Consider the following 23,073-nt stretch of genomic DNA (forward strand, 5'->3'; position numbering starts at 1 on the left):
GGCGCAGCGCGCCGGCGCGTTCGCCGACGAACTTCGCGCGATCCACGCCGATGAGGCAGCACTGCAGGCCCGCAAGGTGCGGCTGCTCGCCGAAGCGTTCGAGTTCGCAGAGACGCAGAAGGCCCGCATCCCGTCGATGAGGTCCCGGGAACGCGACATGCCGCTGCGGTCGCTGGCCGCCGAACTCGGACTCGCGGTGCGCATCAACGACCGCACGATGCAGTCCCACCTCTGGGACGCTCACCGGGGGCGCCGACATCGACGATGTCGGCGCCCGCCGTGCCTACGAGCAGGCAGTGCTCGACCACGCCCACGGCACGACCGCGGCGCGCACGCGCTCCTTCGCCCAGCAGCAGGCCGACATCCACAATCCCCGCACCCTGCAAGAGCGCCACGATGACGCTGTCCGGGGTCGTCGCATCTGGGTCACCGACCTGGCCGACGGCATGTCGCAGCTCAGCCTTCTGACGTCGACGGCGATCGCGCACGGCATCCACGATCGCGCCACCAGGCAGGCGAAACTCATCAAGCGGGTCGATGCTGCCGCACGTCGCAACGCGACGAGTGCATCCGTCGAGGGTGACGGTGGTGTGGGTGCGTCAGCCGGAGATGACGCGTCGACGGATGCTGCGGCCGACGACACGTGGTTCGACGAGCGCACGATCGATCAGACCCGCGCCGACGTCGTCGTCGACATGCTGCTCACGGGATCCCCCGCGATCGATCCCACGCTCGACGCTTCGCCGGGCGGGCTCGGTGCTATCCGCGCGATGGTGCAGGTCACCGTTCCGGTCACGACGCTGACGGGGGTCACGACCGGCGGAGCAGAGCTCGACGGCCTCGCTCCGGTCGACCCCGAGACCGCGCGGCGACTCGCCGGCGACGCTCCGGGGTGGGATCGCGTCATGACGGACCCCGTCACCGGAATGGTTCTCACCGTCGACCGGTATCAGGCGAGCGCCGAGCAGAAGCGGTTCCTCCGCGCGCGAGACCAGCACTGCCGATTCCCGGGCTGCCGCAGACCGGCCAGATCATGCGATCACGACCATACGCAGGACTTCGCGCTCGGCGGACTGACCGAGATCTGCAATCTTGCGTGCTTCTGCAAACGGCACCATACCCTCAAACACAACACCGACTGGACCGTCCGGCAGCTGCCCGGCGGCGCCCTCGAATGGACGAGCCCGGCCGGCGCCCACTACCTCGAAGACCCACCAGCTCGCGTCGTCTTCGTGCCGAGCGCCGACCTGCCGCCGTTCTGATGACCGCGCCTGAACCGGAATGCTCAAGCGAGGCAGGGGTCTCAGTTGCGCAGGGTCAGCGAAATCGTCGGGCTGTACCCCGTGTTGCCGGCGGCGTCGACCGCCCGCGCGTGCACGGGGTAGGTGGCGTTCGGGTAGCTGCGCGACGGCAGCGTGCCGGCCCAGGAACCGTCGGACTGCTTCGCCAGCGTGCCGAGCCTGGTCGTGCCCGACCACAGCGTGACCCCGGTGACCGCCACGTTGTCGGCGGCCGTGACCCGCACAGCTACGCTGCCCGACACCGTCGACCCCGAGACCGGCGCCGTGATCGTCGCCGTCGGCGCCTGCGTATCCGGCGTCGGAGTCGGCGTGGGCGTCGGGGTCGGGGTCGGGGTGGGGGTCGGGGTCGGGGTGGGGGTCGGGGTCGGGGTGGGGGTCGGGGTCGGCGTCGGCGTCGGCGTCGGGGTCGGCGTCGGCGTCGGCGTCGGGGTCGGGGTGGTGCCGGTGGGCACCGTCGACGCGAGCCAGCCCGAGTAGCGGCCCGAGATCGGGCTCAGCGGGTCGCCCGCGAAGCGCTTGCCCCGCGTGGCCGCCGCGGCCTGCGCCTGGCCCTCGAGGATCTGGAACACCTCGCGCGGGGTGCGGCCCTCGCACGAGCCCTCGGCGAAGCACGCCAGCACGACGCCCGACATCACCGCCGCCGACATGCTCGTGCCCGACGCGATGTAGCCGTACCGGTTGCCCTTCTTGGTCGTATAGGGGCACGTGCCGGGAGCCGCGATCGTGTGCGCGCGATCGGCCGCACTCACGGCCCAGTTGCTCTTCGGGTTGATCGTGTCGTCGACCGGGGCGTTGGACTCGGTGCACGCCTTCGCGCCGCGCGAACCGGGCTTGCCGTCGTAGTCGGCGACGTTGGTGACGGTGATCACCTCGTCGAAGTTGCCCGGCGAGTACTGCGCCAGATCCCTCGACGAGTTGCCGGCGGCCGCGACCACGACGACGCCGTCCTCGACGAGCGCGCAGATCGCCTGGTGGATGACGTCGCCGTTCGTGTATCCGCAGTTGCCGTCGTCGGCCTGACCGAACTGCATGCTCATGTTCATCACGGCGATGTCGTAGCGCTCGTGGTTCTCCATGACCCACTCGAGGCCGCACATCAGGGTGGCGAGCGTGCCCTGCATCTTGTTGTCGAGCACGCGCACCGACGTGATCGGGGCGCCCGGCGCGACGCCGACCAGCCCCACGCTGTTGTTGATCGCCGCCGCCGCACCGGCGACGCCCGTGCCATGGCCGTTCGCGTCGGTGCCGTCACCGCTTCCGAAGCAGTTGATCTGGCGCGCGACGTTCAGGTCGGTGTGCTCGCTCACGCCCGAGTCGATGATCGCGAGCCCGGGGCCGTCCCACGCGCCCGCCGTCGTGGCGCTCGTCGGCGGAAGGTCCGCCTCCACCGTGCCCACCGCCGGCGTCACGGTCTGCGCGGCGCCGCTCACGACCTTGTTCGCCGAGATCCCCCGCACCGTCGACGACACCCGCAGCAAGGCGACCTCGTCGGCGCTGAGGTACCCGGTGAATCCCTTCACCACGCTGTCGTAGACAGCGTCAGGCTCGGCGACGATGGCCGAGAGCGCAGCATCCACCCCCGCCGTCGTCCGGAAGCTGACGGTGTACACGCCCGCCCCGTCGCCGGCGGCGAACGAGGCCGTGGCCACACCGCCGCCCAGCAACGACGCCACGACCGCGGTCCCCACCGCGAGCCCAGCGACGCGCATCGCCCTATTCGACTCTCTCCTTCTGAGCTTCCCCACGGCTCTCTCCCACTTCCTGGCCCGAGGGCCTCTCGCCGATGACCCGCGCCGGAACCCCTCCGACGATCGAGAACGCCGGAACGTCCTTCGTCACCACCGCCCCGGCCGCGACCACGGCGCCCTCGCCGATCGTCACGCCCGCCAGAACCACCACGTTCGCGCCCAGCCAGGAGCCGGCGCCGATCACCACATCGCGCTCGATCTTGGGCTGGTCCATGATCGGGACCGGCCCCCTCTCGACGCCGTAGTTCGACGCCGTCACCATCACGTGCGGCGCGAACAGACACTTCTCACCGATCTCGATGCGACCGGTCTCGTTGCCCGCCCAGATCAGGCTGAACTCGCCGATGTGCGTGCCGGCGCCGATCGAGATGCGCTCGCCGTTGCGGAACGACACGTTCGGCGCCATCGACACCCCGGGTCCCACCTGGATCAGCGGCACCTGCCGAACGAACGAGTAGCCGTGGAAGTGCGCCAGGCGCAGAGCATGCAGCAGCGTGCGCGGGTCGAGCACCGACCCGAGCGCACCCCGGAGGCGGCTCATCGCGCCGCCCCCGCAGCATCCGCCACCGTCACCGTCACCGTCACCGGCGCGAGCATCTCACGGTAGACCGCCATGAGCGCCGGCAGGTCGACCGTCGAGCGCGCCGTCACGCTGACCACGAGCTCGCGGCGATAGGAGCAGGCGAGGCACGCCACCTCGTCGCGCGGATCGCCGGCCGGCCACCCGGTCACGGTCTCGACGGGGGCGGTGCCGAAGAACCGCTCGTCGCGGCCCCAGGTCACCGAGGTGGCGTAGCCGACCCAATCCTCGGCGCCCTCGACGACCGAGCCGCCGGAGTCCACGGCCGCCTGCACCTGCGCGCGCACGCTCGGCACGACCTCTTCGAGCGGAGCGGATGCTGCGACAGACACCTTCACGACGCTGATGTCGTTGCGCACGCCGCCGTCACCGGCCCCGCGCCGCGAGATGGGCACGAGGATCGACAGCGTCTCGGCGTCGGGGCGCTGACGCGCCATCGCGATGAGGGTGGCGGCCGTAACGAGGTCGTTCACCGTACCGCCGAGCTTGTACGCGCGACGGGTGGCGGCGGCCAGGTCGACCGCCTCGTACGCGGAGCTGCGCCCTTCCCGCACGTCGGCGAGGAGGCCGGTGCGTGCGATGCGCGCGTTCTTGACCGGGCGCAGCAGCCGCCCGCCCCAGCGCCGCAGCCGCATGCGGAACGACTTGCGCCAGTACGCCCGCCACGCCCGCCGCAAACCCGGGTTGCGCTCGCGCCATTGCGCGAACGCGAGGGCGAGCACCTCGAGTCCGCTGCGGGGCGGGATGCCGAGCTCGGCGCGCTGCGCGTCACCCGGCTCCGGCGGCTCGGGCGTCGGCGCGGTGCCGGCGATCACGTCGCCGATCCGCAGGCCGTACATCGCGTCGCCGACCACATGGTGGTAGCGCATGACGATCGCCACCCGCCCGGAGTCGAGCTCGACGAACTCGAAGTCCCACAGCGGCCGCGACGGGTCCATCGTCGGGCTGAGGCGCCCCGTGAACCGCTCGACGCGCGTCGGGTCGTCGGGCTCGATCCCGTCGTGGAACCGGACGTGGTAGTCGAGGTCGAGGCTCGTCACCGGCACCCACGCCGGCGTCGTGAGACGCAGCGGCGTCGGCACGAGCCGCTGGCGCATCGCCGGCGCGAACCAGCTCAGCCGCTCGACGCGGCTGCGGATCGCGGCGCGGTCGAGCCCGCCGTCGGGCCCGCGCAGCGGTGCGCCGTCGACGATCATCGTGCCGGCGGCGTGCATCGCAGCGAACGTGACCGCGTTCGACACGTACTTCTCGTCGAGCGAGCTGATCAGCTGCGCCCGTCGGACGAGTTCGGGGTGCGCACTCATTGCTCTCCTCCGTGCGTCGCGACGCCGAGCGTGATCGGCGCCGGCGGATCGTCGTCGACGAAGACGCGCCCGTCGAGCGCGAAGCGCACGGCGGTGAAGAACCCGCCGAGGATTCCGCGGAACAGCGCGAGGTCGGCATCGCGCCGCCGGTGCTCGCGCCGGTTGTGCACCGCCCGCGACAGCGTGCGCTTCGCGACCACCGCGAAGAGGCGCAGCCCCACCCCGGCCCGCAGCCGCACCCACTTCGCGGTGAGCGCGCCGAGGCCGAGCCCGTAGCCGTGGTGGAGGGCGGTGTACGCATCGTCGGCGCGCGTGTGCACGTGGTGCACGACGCACGACGGGTCGTAGACGATGTGCGCGCCGTCGTCGAGCACGCGGCAGAACATGTCGAGGTCCTCCGCGCCCGCCAGGCGGCGGCCCGCCCCCAGCACCGGGTCGAATCCGCCGAGCGCGACGATCCGCTCGCGCCGGAACGCCATGATCGCGCCGTGACCGGCGTCGATGCCCTCGATCGTGCGGGTGAAGCGCCGCGGGGGTGGCGCCTGCTGCGTGCCGACGAGCGTGTGGTCAAGCATCCGTCCCGTCACCGCACCGACCGTCGGATCGTCGAATCCCTCGAGGATCGGCGCCATCCAGCCCTCGACAGCAGCGCAGTCATCGTCGGTGAACACCACGATCGGGCGCCGGCTCGACTCGAGCGCGAGGTTGCGGGCGATCGAGAGCCCTTTGATGTCGCTGCGCACGTAGTCGACGCCCGCCGCGTCCGCGACCTCCCAGGTCGCCGGCGTGGTCGACGCCGAGTCGACGACGAGGATCTGCACCCCCGGCGGGGTCACCGCGGTGAACGAGGCGAGCGCCGCGGCGAGCATCTCCGGCCTCTCGCGGGTGCAGATCGCGAGGGTCACGTCCTCAGGCCGCGGCATCCGTCGATCCCCTCAGCAGACGCGCGGCCTCTCGGTATGCGGCGAGCGTGGCCTGCGTCGCGGCCGCCCAGCTCAGCTGATCGGCCCGAGCCATCGCGGCACTCGACATGCCGGCGAGCACCTCGGGGCGCTCGACGAGCAGGTCGAGCTGCGCCGTCAGCACCTCGACATCGCCGACCTCGTGCGTCATGCCCGTCACGCCCTCGTCGATCACCGCACCCGCGGCGAGAGAGACGAGCGGGACGCACCCGGCGACCTGCGCCTCGTAGGTCACGAGGGCGCTGCCCTCTTCCACCGTCGGCAGCAGCATCACGTCGGCCGACGCGAGCACGCGCATCGGCTCGGGCGTGAGGCCCCGCACCTCGACGCTCGGGTGCGCGAGCAGCGGCGCCAGGTGCGCGGCATAGTCCTCGTCGAGCAGTCCGTAGACGAGGAACCTGCCCTCCGCGGAGGCCTTCGACGCCGTCCACGCCTCGAGCGCGGTGTGCAGCCCCTTGCGCGGCGACCCCCGGCCGAGGAACACGGCGGTGAACGGCCCGTCGCCGGCTCGCGTGGGCGGCGCGGTCACCGTGCAGCCGTAGCGGTGCCGCAGCAGCCGGTCGTCGTCGAACCCTCGCGCGAGGAACGTGCCGGCGACGGCCTCGCTCGGCACGAGCAGCCCCGCCGCGGCCGCGTACTCGCTGTCTTCGATCGCGAGCCGGCGCGGGTCGACGGTGTGGCTCTCGCCGCCACGCGGCTCGAGGCCGAGCGCCGCGTACTCTCGGGTCACGACCTCGTACGCGTGCTCGGTGTGGGTGTTGGGCACTTCACGCAGTCCCGGGATGCCGCGCCGCCGCGCCGCCCGGAGCGTCCGGGCCGACGCGAGCGGCCACGCGTGCACGACGTCGTCGGCGTCGCCGTCGAGCAGCCGGCCGACGAGGCCCGCGGTAACGGCGTCGTGGATGCGCATCGCGCGCGTGCGCCCGACCAGGCGATGCGGCACGCGACGGCCGGCCACGGTGAGGGTGGTGCGCACAGACGCCGCCCCCTCGACCGGCTTCGCGATCGAGGCGGCGACGATGTGCACGTCGACCCCGGCGCGGACCAGTTCGTTCGCCTGATTCCACGCCGTCCAGCCGATGCCGCGCGACCCGAGCGCGAACGGGAAGCTGTACAGGACTGCCAGAACGCCACCTCCCCCAGGACGAGGCCCGCCTCCATAGGAGCCGTGCCGGGCTCTCGCTGACCACTCTGTGGGAGCCGTTCGAAGCGGCACAACCCGGGCCGTCGAATGTCGCCCAGTCTTTACACCCGTGCAACAAAGGCACAGGGCGCCGTTAACAATCCGGGGCGACTATTGCAGGGCAAGTCTTGTCGCGACACCTGCGGTTCGGGGATCCGGTGCGCGACGCGGACGGCCCGATGACGTGCTGGGGGTTTCGGGCGGTCTGCGTCCGGAAGCACACGGAGAGAGGTGTCTGATGGAGACTCCGAAGTACCTGCAAGTGCTGTGGAACTACAAGTGGGTGCTGGCTTTCGGCGCCCTCGTCGCCGCGGTGGCGGCCTTCTTCGCCGGCTTCGCGATCGTCGACGGCCAGGTCGTCTCGAGAGCTCAGCAGACCTGGTCGGCCGCGACCACCATGCTCCTCACGAGCGAATCCGACCGGCTCTACCAGGCCCAGGTGCCCGGCGTCCCGATCGAACAGGGCACGTCCGACCCGCAGGTCATCGACATGTCGTCGACCGCGCTCGTCTACGCGTACATCCTGTCGAGCGACATCATCCAGGACGCCGTCGAGGCCGAGATCGGCCCGCTCGACGACGAGACCGAGTCGATCTCGGCCCTGCGACGCACGACACAGCCCACCGGCGACGAGCGCTTCCCTGGCCGCTACAACCTGCCCGTGCTCGAGGCCGTCGGCACGGCCGAGACCGCGGACCGCGCCGAGGAGATCTCGCGCGCCGCCGCCGCGGCCTTCACGACCTACGTGGTCGCGCAGCAGGACGCGCAGCAGCTCGCACCCGAGCTGCGCGTGCTGCTCGAGCCGCTCGGCGCGAGCCCTGCGGTCGAGGGCGACTCGTCCAACCCCGCGATCCCCGTCGTCGTCACCTTCGTCGGCGTCTTCCTCGCGTTCGTGGTGCTGGTGTTCGTCATCGCGGGCCTCCGCTCGCGTTCGGCCAAGCGCAAGGCCGCTCGCGCCGAGACCGCGGCGACGGATGCGGCCGAAGAGCCGGTGAGCGAAACGGATACTGCGCCCCTCACTCCTGCGGACACCTCCGACGACATCGCCCTCGATGCCGAAGCCGGCGAGCTGGTCGGCGCAGGTCCGCCGTCGCGCCGATCCGGCCGGACCCCACGCGAGGACGAGACCGCGTAGGCGACGGACTCCCCTCTTCGGAGCACCGACATGTCGACCGGCACCGCACCGCCCGTCACACCCGCCGACGACACCGGCGCGCCACAGGCCCAGGTCGCACCCGGCGACGGAACACGGCCGCACTGGGCCGCCGTCGCCGGGATCGCGATCCTGTTCGCCGCGATCGTGATCGCGGGGGTGATCCTGCTCCCGCCCATCGCGATGGGCGCGGCCCTCCTCGGCATCGCGCTCATCGTGCTGCTGCGCCGCATCCTGTTCACGTGGCCCGCGCTGCTGTTCCTGCTCGCGGCGACCATCATGTTCATCCCGGCCCGCCGCTACGCCCTCCCGATCCCGCTGCCGTTCGCGCTCGAGGCGTACCGCTTCATGATCTTCGTCGCGATCGTCGCGCTCGGGCTCGCGTTCCTGTTCGACAGGTCGCGGCGCTGGCGGCCGGTGGCCTTCGGGTGGCCGATCGGCATCTTCCTCGCGACCCTGCTGGTGTCGTTCATCGTGAACGGCATGCGGCTCGTGAACGAGGGCCTCGCCACGACGGCCCTGTCGGGCTTCTTCCAGCTCGGCGTCCTGCTGTCGGTGTTCTTCTCGGTGCGCCAGCTGCTCACCAGCGAGCGCATGGTGATGGGCTTCCTCATGGTGCTGTCGTGGATGGCCGTGATCGTGGCCTTCTTCGCCGTCATCGAGCGGGTGGCGCGCACCAACGTGTTCCTCATGCTCGCGAACTTCCTCCCGCTGATGGTGCTGCGCGAGGACGGCGGCGACGCCACGCGGGCCGGTGTGAACCGGGCGTACGGATCGGCGCAGCATCCGATCGCCCTCGCGGTCATGCTGTGCATGTTCCTGCCGATCCTCATCTACCTGGCCAAGTACGCGATCTGGCCCCGGAACGTCTGGAACCGGCGCATCGCCTACGGGATCGGCACGTTCCTCGTGTTCGGCGGCATCATCGCCGCCATCTCGCGCACCGCGGTCGTCGTCATGGGCGTGATGTTCCTGATCGCGCTGGTGCTGCGACCCAAGGTCGCACTGCTGCTGCTGGCCTTCGCGGTGCCGGGGCTGCTGCTGGCGATGTTCGTGGTGCCGGCACAGGTCGAGTCCATGCTGCTGTCGTTCCTCGATGTCGACACGCTGATCGCGTCGCAGTACACGTCGGCGGGCATGGCGGGAGCCGGGCGCCTCGCCGACCTGGAACCCGCGTTCGTCGAAGTGCGGCAGTACCCGTTCTTCGGGCAGGGCTTCGGCAGCCGTGTCGTCGTGGGCGACGAGGCGAACTCGTTCATCCTCGACAACCAGGTGCTCGGCATCCTGATGGAGGCCGGTGCCCTCGGGGTCATCGGGTACGCCGTGTTCATGCTCGCGCCGGTCGTCATGCTCATCGTCTACGCACTGCGCTGGGCGGCCGAACCGCGGCACGCCCTTCTCGCCTTCGCCCTCGCGGTGTCGATCGCCGGGTACAGCGCGGCGCTCTTCTTCTTCGACGCGTTCGGCTTCTTCCAGTCGTTCCTCGTGCACATGATGCTGCTCGCCGTCGCCGCGTGGGTGTACACGGAGGGCTCGCGCAGGGCCTCCGCGCCGAAGCCGGCGTGGACTCCCGAGGTCGTGCGATGAGCCGCCGCTTGAGCGTCGTCATCCCGGCGCACAACGAGGGCGCGGTGATCGACCGGGTGCTGGGGGCGCTGCGCGCATCGCCGCGGCGGGACGAGTTCGAGATCATCGTCGCGGCCAACGGCTGCACCGACGACACCGTCGCGCGGGCGCTCTCGTACGACGGTGTGCGCGTGGTCGAGACGCCGCGCGCGTCGAAGATCGCGGCTCTGCAGGCCGGCGATGACGCAGCATCCGTCTTCCCGCGCGTCTATCTCGACGCCGACGTGCTGATCGACCCCGAGGCGCTGCTGGCCCTCGCCGACGCGCTCGAGGAGTCCGGCGTCGAGGTCGCCTCGCCGCGGCTGCACGTCGACACGTCGTCGGCGTCGTGGCTCGTGCGCCAGCACTACCGCATCTGGGAGCTCAGCGACTATCGCCGCCGAGGCCACATCGGCTCGGGCGTGTACGCGATGACGGCCGCCGGCCGCGCACGGTTCGACGCGTGGCCCGACGTCATCGCGGACGACAGGTTCGTGCAGCAGCTGTTCGCGCCCGCCGAGCGAGCGACACTCGCCGACCACTCGTTCAGCGTGCACTCGGCACGCGACATGCGCGCGCACCTGCGCCGCTCCGTGCGCATCGCGCGCGGCAACCGGGAGCTCCCCGACGGCGCGCAGCACGAGGACGCCGCCCGGCCCACGACCTCGACCCGCGGCGGGCTGGCGAGGCGGGTCGCGGCACGACCCCGTCTGTGGGTGCCGTTCGCCGTGTACTGCGTGAGCTGGACGCTCCCGAACGTGCTCGCCCGCCGCGACATCGCACGGGCGCGCACACGGACCTGGAACCGCGACGACACGAGCCGGGTGATGGCATGAGAAGACGAGCAACCACGACCGCCGCGATCGCACTGCTGCTGGCGGTGCTGACCGCCTGCGCGGCGGCGCCGGCACCCGAGCCGGTCGACCTCGACGAGCTCGAGTCGAGTCCCACGCTCTCAGACGTCGCCACGATCGGCGCGCTGGGCGACTCGATGACCCTCGGCGTGAACGCGTGCGGCGAGCCTGGGCGGTGCACGGCCGCGAGCTGGGCGACCGGCGACGACCCGGCCGTCGGGTCGATCGCGATGCGCATCGGCGCGGCGAGCGGCACCGTTCCCGACACCGTCAACGCCGCGAAGGACGGCGGCACCGTCGCCGATGCCGTCGCCCGCGTCGACGAGGTGATCGCCGCACAGCCCGAGCTCGTGGTGGTTCTGCTCGGCGGCAACGACGTCTGCGACGCCGACGTCGAGGGCATGACGAGCGTCGACGACTTCCGCGCGTCGTACACCGCCCTGCTCGCCGCGCTGCACGAGGGGCTCCCCGAGGCGCGTGTGCTGGCACTGTCGATCCCCGACCTCTACCGGCTGTGGGAGGTCGGCCGCGACGACGAGGGCACGCGGCAGATCTGGGACAGCAGCCCGTCCTGCAGCAACCTGCTGGGAGACGCCGCCGCCACCGATGCGGCCGCGACCGCCCGGCGCGACGCGGTCGCCGCCCGCACCGACGAGTTCAACGCGGTCATCGCCGAGGCGTGCGCCGCCGACAGTGCCTGCACCTCGGACGGCGGCGCCGTCTTCGACTACGAGTTCTCCCCCGCCGAGATCTCCGCGATCGACCACTTCCACCCGTCTGTGGCGGGCCAGCAGGTGATCGCCGAGATCGCCTGGAACACCCTCGTGGAGGCCGCACCATGACCACGCTCCTCGTCGCGATCTCCGGCGGCCACCTCACGCAGCTCACGATGCTCGCTCCGCGGGTCACCGACGGCGACGACGTCGTGTGGCTGACCGACGACACCGCGCAGAGCCGGTCGCTGCTCGAAGGGCAGACCGTGTACCACGTGCCCACCCGGCCGCCGCGCGACTACCCGGGCGTCATGCGCGACACGGGCATCGCCCTGCAGGCGATGAAGGACCACCGGATCGACCGCGTCATCAGCACCGGCGCCCAGATCGCGCTGTCGGCCCTCGTGCCCGCGTCGGCGCGGCGCCTGCCGTTCACGTACATCGAGAGCGCGACCCGCGTCACCGGCATCTCTGCGACGGGCAAGGTGATGGAGCGCGTGCCGTGGGTCGACCGGTACGTGCAGTACCCGCACGCCGTGAACGCCCGCTGGCGGTACGCGCTGTCGGTGTTCGACGGCTTCCGCGTCGAGCCCGTCGACGACCCCCCGCCGATCCGCCGGGCCGTGGTCACCGTGGGCGGCAACGGCGACTTCGGCTACCGGCGCCTCGTCGACGGAGCCCGCGCCGCGATCGACGACCTCGACTGCGACGTCGAGACGCTGTGGCAGGTCGGGGCGACCGACGTGTCGGACCTGCCCATCCCCGCGGTCGCCTCACTGCCCTCGAGCGAGCTCAGCGAGGCGCTGCGGCAGGCCGACGTGGTGATCGGACATGCCGGCACGGGCACGGCGCTGGCCGCGCTCTCGGCGGGCAAAGTCCCCGTGCTCGCCCCACGCTCGGTCGAGCACGGCGAGCACGTCGACGCCCACCAGCAGGATCTCGCGCGATTCCTCGGCGATCGCGGGCTCGCCATCGTGTGCGAGCCCTCGTCGATCCGTCCGTCGACGCTCGACACCGCGCGGCGCTGGCGCGCCGTGCGGTCCTCAGACCTCGCGCCGGTGCCGCTCTGACCGCCGGCACCCGCCCCGCCCCTGGAGGACAGACCGTGAAGACCCCTGCGCCCGACGTCACCGTCGTCATCGTCAACTACGAGACGCGCGACGACACCGTCGCGTGCGTCGGCTCGGTGCTCGAGCACCTCGGCGGCGTCGATGCGCAGGTGGTCGTGGTCGACAACGGCTCGCGCGACGGCAGCGCCGAGGCGCTGCGCGCGGCCCACCCCGGGATCGACGTGATCGAGGCCGGTGAGAACCTCGGGTTCGCTCGCGCCGTCAATCGCGGGGTCGAGCTCGCGCGGGGCGAGTTCGTGCTGCTCCTCAATCCCGACGCGGTCATGCTCGAGCACTCGCTCCCGAAGCTCATCGCCTTCGCGCGCGAGAACCCGCAGTACCGCATCGTCGGCGGGCGCACGCTGCGCGGAGACCTCACGCTCGAGCCGTCGTCGTGTTGGGGCGCCCCGACCCTGTGGTCGCTCACGATGTACGCGACGATGCTGTCGACAGTCTTCCGCCGTTCGCGGGTGTTCGACCCGGAGTCGCTGGGAGCCTGGCAGCGTGACACCGTCCGCGAGGTGCCGATCATCACCGGATGCCTGCTGCTCATCCGCCGAGCCGACTTCGCCGAGCTGGGCGGCATGGACGAGGACTTCTTCCTCTACGGCGAGGACGCCGAGTTCAGCATGCGGGCCGCCGCTCAGGGCATGGCGCGGGCCGTGTATCCCCCGGCGGCGATCATCCACACCGTCGGCGGGTCATCGGCGGGCTCGTCGAAGGGCTCGATGGTGCTGGCAGGCAAGGTCACCTACCTCGCGAAGACCTGGCCGCCGCGGCGGGCCGCCGTCGGCGTGCTCCTGCTCAAGGCGGGGGTGGCCGTGCGCGCCGGGCTCGAGGCCGTGACTCGGCGGTCGCACCGGCCGTGGACGACCGTCTGGCGTCGCCGCGCCGACTGGGGCTCCGGCTACCCGCACGCCGAGGCCGCGCTGTTCGGCCGCCCGGTGCCGGAGCCTGCCGCCGCGTAGGACTGCCCGGGCCAGGGTTGCTCGTGGGCCCGGCGCGTTTCGACTCGCTCGTCCCTCGCTCGCTCAACGACCGGTTGAGGAAGGTTCCTCGGCTGTGCACGCGATGTGGACGCCCACCCCTGTGTCAGGCCGACACGCGCACCGACTGCTCACCCGCGGACGCGGACGGGGACGCAGCATCCGCCCCGTCCTCCCCCAGCACCCACGTCCGCACCTGCGCGGTGAAGCGCGAGATGTCGAACTCGGCGGCGCGGGCGCGCGCGGCGGCGGGATCGATGCGGTCGAGGCCGGCCACGGCCGCGGCGAGCTCGACCGGGTCGTCGGGGTCGACGGTGAAGCCGGTCACGCCATCGACCACCGACTCGGCGGCGCCTCCGACGCGGTTGACGATCACGGGACAGCCCGCGGCCATCGCCTCGACCGGGATGATGCCGAAGTCCTCCACCGGCGGGAACACGAACGCGAGAGCCCGCTGGAAGAGCGCGCGCATGAGGGCATCCGACACGAACCCCAGCATGTGCACGGGCACCGAGGCCGACTCGGCGAGCGCCTGCAGGTGGTCGCGCTCGGGTCCGGTGCCCGCGACGACCACGGGCACGCCGAGCCGGTCGCCCATGCGGATCACCGCGTCGTGGCGCTTGTAGGGCACGAGCCGCGAGGCCGCCATCAGGAAGCCGCGCTCGGGCAGCGCCTCGAGCACCGCGGACTCCTGGGCGGTGAGCGCCTCGGCCCAGTCGCCGCCCGAGATGATCTCGTGCGCCTTCACGGGCGGGTGGATCACCCGGGCGTCGCGCCCCCACGAGCGGTGGATGCGCCGGCGCACGAACTCGCTGTTGGCGGCGAGGTCGCCGGCGTGCCGGGCCGCCTCGCGGTCCACGTGCTTGAGCACGCTGCGGGCGGCGGCGAGCGCGGGAGAGCTGCCGCGCCCGTCGAGCTCGGGCTCCCACAGGTACCGCGCGGGCGAGTGCACGTACGAGAACTTCGGAACACCGCCCCGGCGCGTTCCGAAGTCGCAGTGGTGGGCGAACACGTAGCTGCTCGTGAGCACCCAGTCGGGCCGCGCGCCGACCTTCGCCGCGCGCCACGTCGCCGGCATGAGGGGAAGCCCCATCGCCTTGTGGTGGCGCAGCGGGGTGCGGGCCATCCACGACTCGCGCACGGTGCTGCGGGGGAACCGCTCGCCGTCGTCGCTCCACAGGGCGAACATGCGCGAGTCGGGGAGGGCCGTTCGGAACGCGTCGAGCACCTGTTCGGCGCCGCCGGAGCGTTCGATCCATTCCTGGACGATGAGACCTGACATGAGTCATACGACCTCTCGGGTGAGTGTCAGTACGCGCCGTCGCTGTGCAGGACGGCTTTGACGGTCTTGGCGAGCACGACGATGTCGCCCGTGATCGACCAGTTCTCGACGTAGTAGAGGTCCAGCCGCACGCTGTCCTCCCACGAGAGGTTGGAGCGGCCGTTGACCTGCCACAGGCCGGTGATACCCGGACGCGTGAGCAGCCGGCGACTGACCGGCCCCTCGTATCGCTCCACCTCGCTCGGCAGCGGCGGCCGCGGGCCGACCAGGCTCATGTCGCCGCGCAGCACGTTCCACAGCTGCGGGAGCTCATCGAGGGAGTACGCGCGGAGGAAGCGGCCCGCGCGCGTGACGCGGGGGTCTTCCTTCATCTTGAACAGCACGCCGTTGCCCTCATCGAGGGTGCGCAGCTGCGCCAGTCGCGCCTCGGCGTCGATGACCATGGAGCGGAACTTGAGCATCGTGAACCGCGTGCCGTGAGCACCGACGCGCTCCTGCCGGAAGATCACCGGCCCGGGGCTGTCGAGTCGGACCGCAATTGCGATCGCGGCGAACACCGGCGCCAGCAGCAGCAGGGCGACGGTGACGATCGACACGTCGAACAGGCGCTTCACCGCGTGGCTGTAGCCCGAGTAGCGCGGCAGATCGACGTGCACCATCGGCAGGCCGTTGATGGGCCGCATGTGGATGCGCGGGCCCGCCACGTCGGTGAGCCGCGACATGAGGATGAGTTCGACCTGCGAGTTCTCGAGGTCCCACCCGAGCCGCCGGATCGCGTCGTTGCCTCCCGGCAGGCTCCCCGCCACGATGACCGCTCGCGCCCGGCGCCTCTTCGACACCCGGGCGACGTCGTCCAGCGGCACGAACGGCAGCACGTGATCGCCGGCTTGGGCCGCCCGCGCGCCGGCACCCGGGTCGGCGGGCATGCTCACGGCGATCGCGCGATAGCCGATGCGGTAATGGCTGCGCAGCTGCGACAGCACCCTCACCACGTCTTCGGGCCCGCCGACCACGATCGCGCCGGTCATGCACCGGCCCACCCGCCGGAGCGCGTGCAGGTACGTGCGCCACAGCCCGCGCGCGAGAAGCAGCAGCACCAGGCCGAGGGGCAGAGCGATCGCCAGATACCCCCGAGCGGTCTGCAGCTGGAACAGATAGGCGACGACCGCGAAGGCGCCGAACGTGAACAGCGTCGACTGCAGCACGCGCTGATACTCGACCATGCCCGTGCCGATGTTGCGCAGCAGCCTGCTGCGCGTCGCGGCGAGCGCCACGAGCCACACCACCACGAGCGCGAGGCTGGTGAGCGCGTAGGCGATGTCGGCGGTCCATCCCCCGGCGGTCCGCACCGGGTCACCGAACCTCAGCAGCTGCGCGGTGAACACGGCGACGGCGATGGCCGCAGCATCCGTCGCGAGCATGCCCCACGCGAGGCGCCTTCGCCAGCCGAGCCGCCGCGGCTGCGGCGCGATCTCGGCCACGGTCGAGAAGAGCTCGACCGCAGACGCGGGTCGGGCGGTGGAACGAAGATCGAGAAAAGCAGATGACACGGGCGCACCCCCAAAGAACGCAACCGACATGCAGAAAGGGGCCATCGGCCCCAGTGCCCGTCGATGCGATCCCCGCTCGCGAAGGCCACGCTAGCCGGGGCCCGGGAGCGGCACCAGCGAGGTCACCACCTGTTTACACAGGCTTCGGGCGTGTGTGACACGCGCGAAACACCGCCGGCGTCAGACGCCGCGAGCGAGCGCGATGATCCGCTCGTGGCGCGCGGTCCACGAGTTGGCCTCGACGAAGGCCACCCGCGCGGCCTCGTCCGCCGGTCCCGCCTGAAGTGCGGCGTCCACCACGTCGATGAAGTCCGACACCGCGGGCGTGAGCCACACGCGGTCGCTGATGTCCCGCACCGGGGGCAGGTCGATCGACAGCACCGGCAGCCCGGCCGCGAGGTATTCGTAGAGCTTCAGCGGGCTCATCGCCTCGGTCAGCGCGGTGCGCCGGTGCGACACCAGCGCCAGGTCGCAGTTGCGCAGCGTCGCGATCAGCTCGGCGCGTCCGACGCTGCCGTGCACGTGCACGTTGGCGAGCGCGCGCAGCGGCGCGATGTACGAGGCGTCGGGCAGCGGTCCCACCAGCACCGTGTGCACATCGGGCCGGACCCGCGCGAAGTCGGCGATGCCTTCGACGTCGAGCCGGCTGTCGAGCGTGCCGACGTACACGGCGCGCGATCGCGGCACGCGAGCGAGCCAGTCGGGCTCCGGCGGCGGCGCCTGCAGCCACTCGGCGGGCTCGACGCCGTTCGCGACGACCTCGTGGGGGCCGGTGGGCTCGATCCGCTCGAGGATCTGCGCAGACACGGCGACCACGCCCCGGCCGGACGCGGAGATGCGACGGTACGCCTCGCGGAAGGCCGGCCAGTAGTCGCTGCGCCCCGGCGAGCTCAGCCAGTCGTCGCGCGCGAAGAAGGTCACCTGCCGCGCCCAGTCGAAGGGCGAGAAGCCTGCGACGAGCGGGTTGCAGGTGAGCGCCACCGGATCGGCGAGCTCGCGTCGCTGCACCTCGCGCCAGAGCGACGCGTCGTACGCCGCGTACTCGGCGGCGACATCCGGCGGGTCGAGGCGGTCGGCGCGGCGACGGCGGGCGGGCGAGTGCAGCCAGATCCGATCGGATGCCGGGAACCGGGCGTCGCGGTCGAGCACCGGCGACATCGTCACCCGGGGCAGCCAGCGGAACGGGTTCGCGACGACCATGCGACCGACGTTCGGGCTGCGCATGAGGCTCGAGACGATCCGGTCCGGCGGGCGCATCATGCCGCGTCGCACCGCGTCGGCGTAGGTCTCGAACGAGAACGTGAAGACGAAGTCGTCGGTGCCTTCGGCTGTGCTTCCGACCGCGGTGCGGCCGATGCGCGACTCCGTCTCGGTCACCCGGGCACCAGCTCTCTCACCACCCGCGCGGGCGCGCCGACGGCGACCGTGCGCGGCGGGATGTCGCGTGTCACGACCGCGTTCGCCCCGATCACCGCCTGCTCCCCGATCGTGACGCCGGGCATCACGACGACGTTCTGGCCGAGCCACGCGCCGCGGCCGATCCGCACCGGGCGGGGCTCGGTCAGCGGCTGGTCGCGGATCGGCACGTCGATGCGGTCGAAGCCGTGGCTGTGATCGGAGATGTACACCCCCGCGGCGATGCCGACGGCCTCTTCGATGACGACGCTCTGCACCGCCGAGATCGACGCGCCGCGCATGCGCACCCGGTCGTGGAGCTCGATCACGGGCCCGGGCTCATCGCGGGACGGGACCATGAGCCACGAGCCGGCGCCGATGAGGACGCCCGCCCCGACGGCGATGCGGTCGGGGTTCGCGATGCGCGTGGGCAGCAGGATGCGCGAGCCCGCGCCGAACGACCGGAAACCGCCGGCCACCAGCCGGCTGTATGCCGAATCCCGCAGCCGCTGTGCCCCCAGCAGAACCCCATACCCATTGATCCGCCCCACGCGGCTCAGAGTAGCCGCCGCGATCGGCGCCGCCAGGCGGGTGCCGGAGAGTTAACGAGCGTGTAACAGCGGCGTCGCTTGCGTCGGCCAGTCTTGACGACGAAGGTGCCGCAGTGTCGCCGCTGGATCCGTCCGTGGGCAGGCTGTGGGGAGATCGGGACGGAACTCGCGGGACGCAGACGGCGTCAGGACCGAGGGGAGTCCGTGATGACCGAGAGCGAAGTACATGCGCCTGGGGCTGAAGCGCCCGCGAGGGAGGGCGGCGCAGAGGACCGCGGGAGCGAGTTCGTGCGCCGGCTGCGCCTGACGGCGACGACGGCCGAAGGACGCGGCATCCGTTTCCATCGTTCGCCCACCGACTTCACGGAGGCGACGTACGCGCAGCTCGACGCCGATGCCCGGGCGCGCGCCGTGGAACTGACCCGCGCCGGTCTGGCACCGGGCGACGTCGCGATCCTCGCCTTCGAGCCGGGCCTGCCGTTCGTCAGGGCGCTGCTGGCCTGCCTCTATGCGGGAGTCGCAGCCGCGCCGGTGCCGATCACGGCGATGCGGAACGCGGATGCTGTGCGCCAGCGTCTGCTCGCGATCCTCCAGGACGCGGGCGCCAAGGCCGTGTTCACCGAGACCGGCGCGCTCGACGGGCTCGGCCTCGCGGGCGAGACGTCGATCGCGGACGCGGTGGTGATCCCGGTCGACGGGCCGTCGTCGGCGTCGCCGGACGACTGGACCATCCCCGACATCGACGAGTCGGCGCTGGCGATCCTGCAGTACACGTCGGGGTCGACCGGGTTGCCCAAGGGCGTCATGGTGTCGCACGGCAACCTGTACGCGAACCAGCACGCGATCGGCGGTGTCGTCGGCATGACGGCGGACTCGGTCGCCGTCGGGTGGCTGCCGCACTACCACGACATGGGTCTGATCGGTCAGATCCTGCAGCCGATCTTCGCCGGCGCGAGCCTGCACATGACGTCGCCGTCGCAGTTCCTGCGCAGGCCGGTGCTGTGGCTGCGGCTGATCAGCGAGCACAAGGCGACGCACACCGTCGGGCCGGACTTCGCGTTCGCGCTGTGCAGCCGCCTGGTGACCGACGACCAGCTCGCCGAGCTCGACCTCTCGTCGCTCGAGACCGTCATCACCGGCGCGGAGCCCGTGCGGATCGACACCCTGGACGCGTTCACGGCGCGGTTCGCGCCGGCCGGGTTCCGGGGCGAGGCGTTCGTGCCGGCGTTCGGCATGGCCGAGACGACGCTCCTCGTCACCGCGCATCGCGACGCGGTGCCGCCGCGCGCGGTCGTCGTGAGCGCCGACGCGCTCGAGCGCGACGAGATCGCACCCGCCGTCGACGGCGAGCGCAGTGCGCGGCTCGTGCCGTGCGGCGCGCCCGGATTGGGCATGGACATCGCGATCGTCGACCCGGCCACGGCGACCGAGCTGCGGGACGGACGCATCGGCGAGATCTGGGTGCGCGGCACGAGCGTGACGCAGGGATACTGGCGCCGGCCGGAGCAGACCGCGGAGGACTTCGGCGCGACCCTGGCCGGCACTCCCGACGAGATGTACCTGCGCACCGGCGACCTCGGCGCGATGATCGACGGCGAACTCGTCATCACCGGCAGGCTCAAGGACCTCATCATCGTGCGCGGGCGCAACATCTATCCGCAGGACCTCGAGCACAGCGCCGCCGCCCTGCTGGGAACCGGATGTCTCAGCGCGGCGTTCGAACGCCCGGGCGCGGCACCGGAGGTCGGCATCGTCGCCGAGGTGGAGCCCTCGACGACCGCCGAAGAGCTCGACGCGCTCACGGCGGCACTGCGCGCGCGTGTCGGCGGCGAGTTCACGTTGCCGGCGCTGGGGGTGGCGCTCATCCGCAAGGGCACGCTGCCGCGCACCACCAGCGGGAAGGTGCAGCGCGCTCTCACGCGCCGGCTCCTTCACGAGCAGCGTCTGCAGCTCGTGCATCTCGACGGGTTCGAGGCGGTGCCGGCGTGACCGCGGTCGCGACCGGAGTCGAGGCGGGCGTTCTCGCGCCGGTGCGCGCGTTCGACGCGTTCCTCGGCGATCCCGCCGTCGACGACGCGGTCATCTCGACGCGGCGATCTGTGCTGCTCGATGAGTCGTCCGCCTTCCCCGAAGACGAGATCGCAGCCGTCACGGCGTTCGGCCTGCACCGGTGGTACATCCCCGCGGCGCACGGCGGCATGCTCGACGACGCCCTCGTGCCGCTCCTCATGATCCGCCAGCTCGCCCGGCGCGACTTCACCGTCGCCGCCGCGCACGGCAAGACATTCCTCGGGGCGATCTGCGCGTGGGTCGCCGACGACGGGATCGCCACGCGCATGGCCCGCCTCGTCGAGACCGGCCGGCCCGTGTCGTGGGGGCTCACCGAGCGCGGCCGCGGCTCGGACCTCTCTCGATCGGCGACCACCGCACAGATCGGCGCCGGCTCAGTCCGCGTCGACGGAGGGAAGTGGCCGATCAACAACGCCGTCCGCTGCCGCGCGATGACGGTGCTCGCCCGTTCCGACGACCGACCCGGGCCGCGCTCGCTGTCGCTCGTGCTCGTCGACAAAGACGAGGCCGACCCTGCGACGATCGGATACGAGCCGAAGGTCACGTCGCACGGGCTGCGCGGGGCGAACCTCGCGGGCATCCGGTTCGAGGGATCCGTCGTGGGCGCGGACGCCGTCGTCGGCCCCGAGGGCCACGGCCTCGAGATCGTGCTGAAGAGCCTGCAGCTGACCCGCCCGTTCACGACCGGCCTGTCCATGGGCGCCGTCGATCGTGCCCTGGAGACCGCACTGGACGCCGCCGCCGTGCCGGACGGCGCGCGCGGACGGCTCCTCGACGCGCCGGTGGCGCGGCGGGTGCTCGGCACCGCCGTCGCCGACGCGCTGCTGGTCGAGTGCCTGATGCTGGTCGGCGTGCGGTCGGCCCACGCGTTCCCCGGCGAGATGGCGCTCGTCAGCGCGCTGGTGAAGTTCCTCGGACCCGACACCGCGGACCTTCTGTTCCGCGACCTCACCCGGCTGCTCGGAGCGCGTGCTCTCGTCGTGGGCACGGAGGACGCGGGCGTGCTGCATCCGTCCGTCTTCGGGGCGTTCCAGAAGGCCGCGCGCGACAGCCGCGTCGTCGGCATCTTCGACGGCAACTCCGTGGTCAACCTCAACATGATCGTCAACGAGCTGCCCAACCAGCTGCGGCCGGCGGCGGCTCCGGCTCTGGACGAGGTGCTGGCGCCGCTGCACGCGGACGCGCGCCACGAGGCGATCGACACGACGTCGCTGCGCCTCGTCACGCGGCACGGCTCGCGCCTCCTCCGGGCGCTGCCGGCGCTCGTCGACGCCATCGACGACGGCCGCACGTCGCCCGCCGCCGTCACGGCGGCGCGACTGGTGGGCGACGAGTACGCCGCGCTGCTCGCCGAGGCCGGGGGCCTGCCCCGGCCGTCCCAGCCCGATCCTCTCGCCTTCCACCTCGCGGAACGCTTCGCGCTGGTCTTCGGCTGCGCGTGCGCTCTGGCCGTCCACCTGGCGCGGTCCAGAGCGATCCCCGGGCCGCTCGGCGAAAGCGACGCGTGGCTCGCGGCCGTGCTGCAGAGGGTGGCCAACCGCCTTGGTGCGGATCCGGTCCAGGCCCCGGTCGCCGATGCGCTGCTGGACGCCGCAGTTCGGGCGCACGACGCCGGCGGCATCGTGACGCTGCTCGGTTCGTGGACGGAGCGATCGTGAGCATCGCAGAGAGCGTGGAGCGGGCGCGACCTGCGTTCGGGCGCGATGTCTCGACCGGGCTCGACGCCCTCGAGCCGCTCATCGGGCGGGTCGGCGTCGGGATGCACGAGGGCGGCCAGGTCGTGACGAGCGCCCTCCGCGGCTACCGGTTCGGGGCCGCGGCCGCAGATGCCACCGCCCCGGCCACCCTCGTCCGCGCCGCGGTGCCCGCCGCCGCCCTCGGCGCGATCGACGCCGCGCTGCGCGAGTCCGTGCGGTACGCGCACGCCCGCCACCTCTACGGCGGGACTGTGCTCGACATCCCGCATGCACGAAGCCTCCTTGCCGCGGCGCTCGCCGATGCCCTCACCGCCGACGCGCTGAGCAGCGCGGCCGTGTGCCTCGCCGATGCACATGCCCCTGCAGCATCCATCGCCGTTGCCGTGAGCGCCCATCTCTCGTGCCTGCTTCTCGCCGACGCGGCCCAGCAGGTGTCGGTGCTCGCCGGCTCGACGTTCTACGCGCGCATCTCGCCGTTCGAGATCATCGAGCAGCACGTGCGCGACCTCTCGGCTCTCTCCGTGCTCGTGCCCGACCTCGCCGATCCGCTTCCGGCGGCACTCGAAGGGGTGAGTCGATGGTGCTCGGATGCGGATGCTGCGGCCCCGGCCTCTCTGCTGCGTCCCGAGGTCATGGCGGCGATCGCCGCTGATGCCCCGGGCGCCGTCGAGGTGCACGTCGCGCTCGCGGCCGCCGCGGCAGAGACCGCGGCCGAGGCGGGAGAACCGGCGGACGCGCACGCAGCGCTCGAACTTGCCCATCGGGTCTCGCTCCTCACCGCGGCTGCCGCCGTGGTGGCGGGATGGATGCAGGCGCGCGGTTCGGAGGCCATCGCCGGCGACCCGCTCGCGATGGAGGCGTGTCTGCGACGTATCCGTGGGCGGGTTGTGCGGCGACAGCCGCCGCTTGCCGTCGACCTCGTGGCGCGCCTCGTCGCGCACGCCGAAGCCCGCGCCGCGAGCGGCGAGGAGATGGCCATCGGTCCCGCCCGCGCGACCGTGCCGCTGACCTGAAAACCGAAAGGACGACA

The 23,073-nt window shown here is 72.1% G+C and carries 19 protein-coding genes; 10 read left to right on the forward strand and 9 right to left on the reverse strand.

The features are described from left to right. Positions 1 to 257: 257 nt before the first annotated feature. Complete coding sequence (locus ASF40_RS17340) at positions 258 to 1,262, forward strand: HNH endonuclease signature motif containing protein (RefSeq protein ID WP_082497145.1); 1,005 nt, start codon at positions 258 to 260, stop codon at positions 1,260 to 1,262. A gap of 41 nt (positions 1,263 to 1,303) precedes the next feature. On the opposite strand, the gene ASF40_RS17345 is transcribed toward ASF40_RS17340, so the two are convergent. Genes ASF40_RS17345 through ASF40_RS17365 form a run of 5 tightly spaced genes read right to left on the reverse strand, consistent with a single transcriptional unit; the run spans position 1,304 to position 7,111 of the window. After that, positions 1,304 to 3,010 carry a S8 family serine peptidase gene (locus tag ASF40_RS17345; protein WP_056371262.1) on the reverse strand — a complete coding sequence of 569 codons (1,707 nt, stop codon included), beginning with the start codon at positions 3,008 to 3,010 and terminating at the stop codon, positions 1,304 to 1,306. Between the two features lie 4 nt (positions 3,011 to 3,014). Continuing rightward, entirely contained in the window at positions 3,015 to 3,590 is a 576-nt protein-coding gene (locus ASF40_RS17350; protein WP_056371264.1) for an acyltransferase, read from the reverse strand. Next, entirely contained in the window at positions 3,587 to 4,933 is a 1,347-nt protein-coding gene (locus ASF40_RS17355) for a wax ester/triacylglycerol synthase domain-containing protein (RefSeq protein WP_056371266.1), read from the reverse strand. Before ASF40_RS17355 ends, ASF40_RS17350 begins: the two co-directional genes overlap by 4 nt. After that, positions 4,930 to 5,856, reverse strand: coding sequence for a glycosyltransferase family 2 protein (locus ASF40_RS17360; protein ID WP_056371268.1), 927 nt, complete (start codon positions 5,854 to 5,856; stop codon positions 4,930 to 4,932). The genes ASF40_RS17355 and ASF40_RS17360 overlap by 4 nt, the downstream gene beginning before the upstream one ends. Beyond that, the gene (locus ASF40_RS17365; protein ID WP_082497146.1) at positions 5,843 to 7,111 is read right to left on the reverse strand and encodes a glycosyltransferase family 4 protein; all 1,269 of its coding nucleotides are present in this window, start codon (positions 7,109 to 7,111) and stop codon (positions 5,843 to 5,845) included. Before ASF40_RS17365 ends, ASF40_RS17360 begins: the two co-directional genes overlap by 14 nt. Before the next feature lie 205 nt (positions 7,112 to 7,316). On the opposite strand from ASF40_RS17365, the gene ASF40_RS17370 reads away from it, so the two are divergent. The 6 genes from ASF40_RS17370 to ASF40_RS17395 are packed head-to-tail and all read left to right on the forward strand — an operon-like array spanning position 7,317 to position 13,480. Beyond that, a complete protein-coding gene (locus ASF40_RS17370) occupies positions 7,317 to 8,213 on the forward strand; it encodes a hypothetical protein (RefSeq protein ID WP_056371271.1) in 897 nt (298 codons plus the stop codon). 30 nt (positions 8,214 to 8,243) lie between these two features. Next, complete coding sequence (locus tag ASF40_RS17375) at positions 8,244 to 9,818, forward strand: O-antigen ligase family protein (protein WP_056371273.1); 1,575 nt, start codon at positions 8,244 to 8,246, stop codon at positions 9,816 to 9,818. An 8-nt stretch (positions 9,819 to 9,826) separates the two neighbouring features. After that, positions 9,827 to 10,672, forward strand: coding sequence for a glycosyltransferase family 2 protein (locus ASF40_RS17380; RefSeq protein WP_056371276.1), 846 nt, complete (start codon positions 9,827 to 9,829; stop codon positions 10,670 to 10,672). Further along, entirely contained in the window at positions 10,669 to 11,532 is an 864-nt protein-coding gene (locus tag ASF40_RS17385; protein ID WP_056371277.1) for an SGNH/GDSL hydrolase family protein, read from the forward strand. Before ASF40_RS17380 ends, ASF40_RS17385 begins: the two co-directional genes overlap by 4 nt. After that, positions 11,529 to 12,473, forward strand: a complete 945-nt coding sequence (locus tag ASF40_RS17390) for a glycosyltransferase (RefSeq protein ID WP_056371279.1) — start codon at positions 11,529 to 11,531, stop codon at positions 12,471 to 12,473. Before ASF40_RS17385 ends, ASF40_RS17390 begins: the two co-directional genes overlap by 4 nt. 35 nt (positions 12,474 to 12,508) lie before the next feature. Beyond that, positions 12,509 to 13,480 carry a glycosyltransferase family 2 protein gene (locus ASF40_RS17395; protein ID WP_056371281.1) on the forward strand — a complete coding sequence of 324 codons (972 nt, stop codon included), beginning with the start codon at positions 12,509 to 12,511 and terminating at the stop codon, positions 13,478 to 13,480. A 124-nt stretch (positions 13,481 to 13,604) separates the two neighbouring features. On the opposite strand, the gene ASF40_RS17400 is transcribed toward ASF40_RS17395, so the two are convergent. From ASF40_RS17400 to ASF40_RS17415, 4 genes are all read right to left on the reverse strand, one after another. Beyond that, complete coding sequence (locus ASF40_RS17400; RefSeq protein WP_056371284.1) at positions 13,605 to 14,780, reverse strand: glycosyltransferase; 1,176 nt, start codon at positions 14,778 to 14,780, stop codon at positions 13,605 to 13,607. A gap of 26 nt (positions 14,781 to 14,806) precedes the next feature. Continuing rightward, a complete protein-coding gene (locus ASF40_RS17405; protein WP_162239873.1) occupies positions 14,807 to 16,330 on the reverse strand; it encodes a sugar transferase in 1,524 nt (507 codons plus the stop codon). 180 nt (positions 16,331 to 16,510) lie between these two features. After that, entirely contained in the window at positions 16,511 to 17,707 is a 1,197-nt protein-coding gene (locus ASF40_RS17410; RefSeq protein ID WP_056371288.1) for a glycosyltransferase, read from the reverse strand. Next, a complete protein-coding gene (locus tag ASF40_RS17415) occupies positions 17,704 to 18,276 on the reverse strand; it encodes an acyltransferase (protein ID WP_157549754.1) in 573 nt (190 codons plus the stop codon). The genes ASF40_RS17410 and ASF40_RS17415 overlap by 4 nt, the downstream gene beginning before the upstream one ends. A gap of 207 nt (positions 18,277 to 18,483) precedes the next feature. Here ASF40_RS17415 and ASF40_RS17420 point away from each other — a divergent pair, with 207 nt between their 5' ends. Genes ASF40_RS17420 through ASF40_RS17430 form a run of 3 tightly spaced genes read left to right on the forward strand, consistent with a single transcriptional unit; the run spans position 18,484 to position 23,056 of the window. Then, complete coding sequence (locus ASF40_RS17420) at positions 18,484 to 20,265, forward strand: fatty acyl-AMP ligase (RefSeq protein WP_082497150.1); 1,782 nt, start codon at positions 18,484 to 18,486, stop codon at positions 20,263 to 20,265. Then, a complete protein-coding gene (locus ASF40_RS17425; protein WP_056371295.1) occupies positions 20,262 to 22,004 on the forward strand; it encodes an acyl-CoA dehydrogenase family protein in 1,743 nt (580 codons plus the stop codon). Before ASF40_RS17420 ends, ASF40_RS17425 begins: the two co-directional genes overlap by 4 nt. Continuing rightward, positions 22,001 to 23,056: an acyl-CoA dehydrogenase family protein gene (locus tag ASF40_RS17430; protein WP_157549756.1), complete on the forward strand. Its 1,056-nt coding sequence runs from the start codon at positions 22,001 to 22,003 to the stop codon at positions 23,054 to 23,056. The genes ASF40_RS17425 and ASF40_RS17430 overlap by 4 nt, the downstream gene beginning before the upstream one ends. The last annotated feature ends 17 nt before the right edge of the window (positions 23,057 to 23,073 follow it).

Source organism: Microbacterium sp. Leaf288, from assembly GCF_001422925.1.
Lineage (GTDB): Bacteria > Actinomycetota > Actinomycetes > Actinomycetales > Microbacteriaceae > Microbacterium.

Excerpts from the sequence above, each read along its gene's own strand:
- ASF40_RS17375 (WP_056371273.1), top strand. The coding sequence starts at position 8,244 with ATGTCGACCGGCACCGCACCGCCCGTCACACCCGCCGACGACACCGGC.
- ASF40_RS17360 (WP_056371268.1), bottom strand. The coding sequence starts at position 5,856 with ATGCCGCGGCCTGAGGACGTGACCCTCGCGATCTGCACCCGCGAGAGG.
- ASF40_RS17350 (WP_056371264.1), bottom strand. The coding sequence starts at position 3,590 with ATGAGCCGCCTCCGGGGTGCGCTCGGGTCGGTGCTCGACCCGCGCACG.
- ASF40_RS17385 (WP_056371277.1), top strand. The coding sequence starts at position 10,669 with ATGAGAAGACGAGCAACCACGACCGCCGCGATCGCACTGCTGCTGGCG.
- ASF40_RS17400 (WP_056371284.1), bottom strand. The coding sequence starts at position 14,780 with ATGTCAGGTCTCATCGTCCAGGAATGGATCGAACGCTCCGGCGGCGCC.
- ASF40_RS17370 (WP_056371271.1), top strand. The coding sequence starts at position 7,317 with ATGGAGACTCCGAAGTACCTGCAAGTGCTGTGGAACTACAAGTGGGTG.
- ASF40_RS17390 (WP_056371279.1), top strand. The coding sequence starts at position 11,529 with ATGACCACGCTCCTCGTCGCGATCTCCGGCGGCCACCTCACGCAGCTC.
- ASF40_RS17355 (WP_056371266.1), bottom strand. The coding sequence starts at position 4,933 with ATGAGTGCGCACCCCGAACTCGTCCGACGGGCGCAGCTGATCAGCTCG.
- ASF40_RS17420 (WP_082497150.1), top strand. The coding sequence starts at position 18,484 with ATGACCGAGAGCGAAGTACATGCGCCTGGGGCTGAAGCGCCCGCGAGG.
- ASF40_RS17345 (WP_056371262.1), bottom strand. The coding sequence starts at position 3,010 with ATGCGCGTCGCTGGGCTCGCGGTGGGGACCGCGGTCGTGGCGTCGTTG.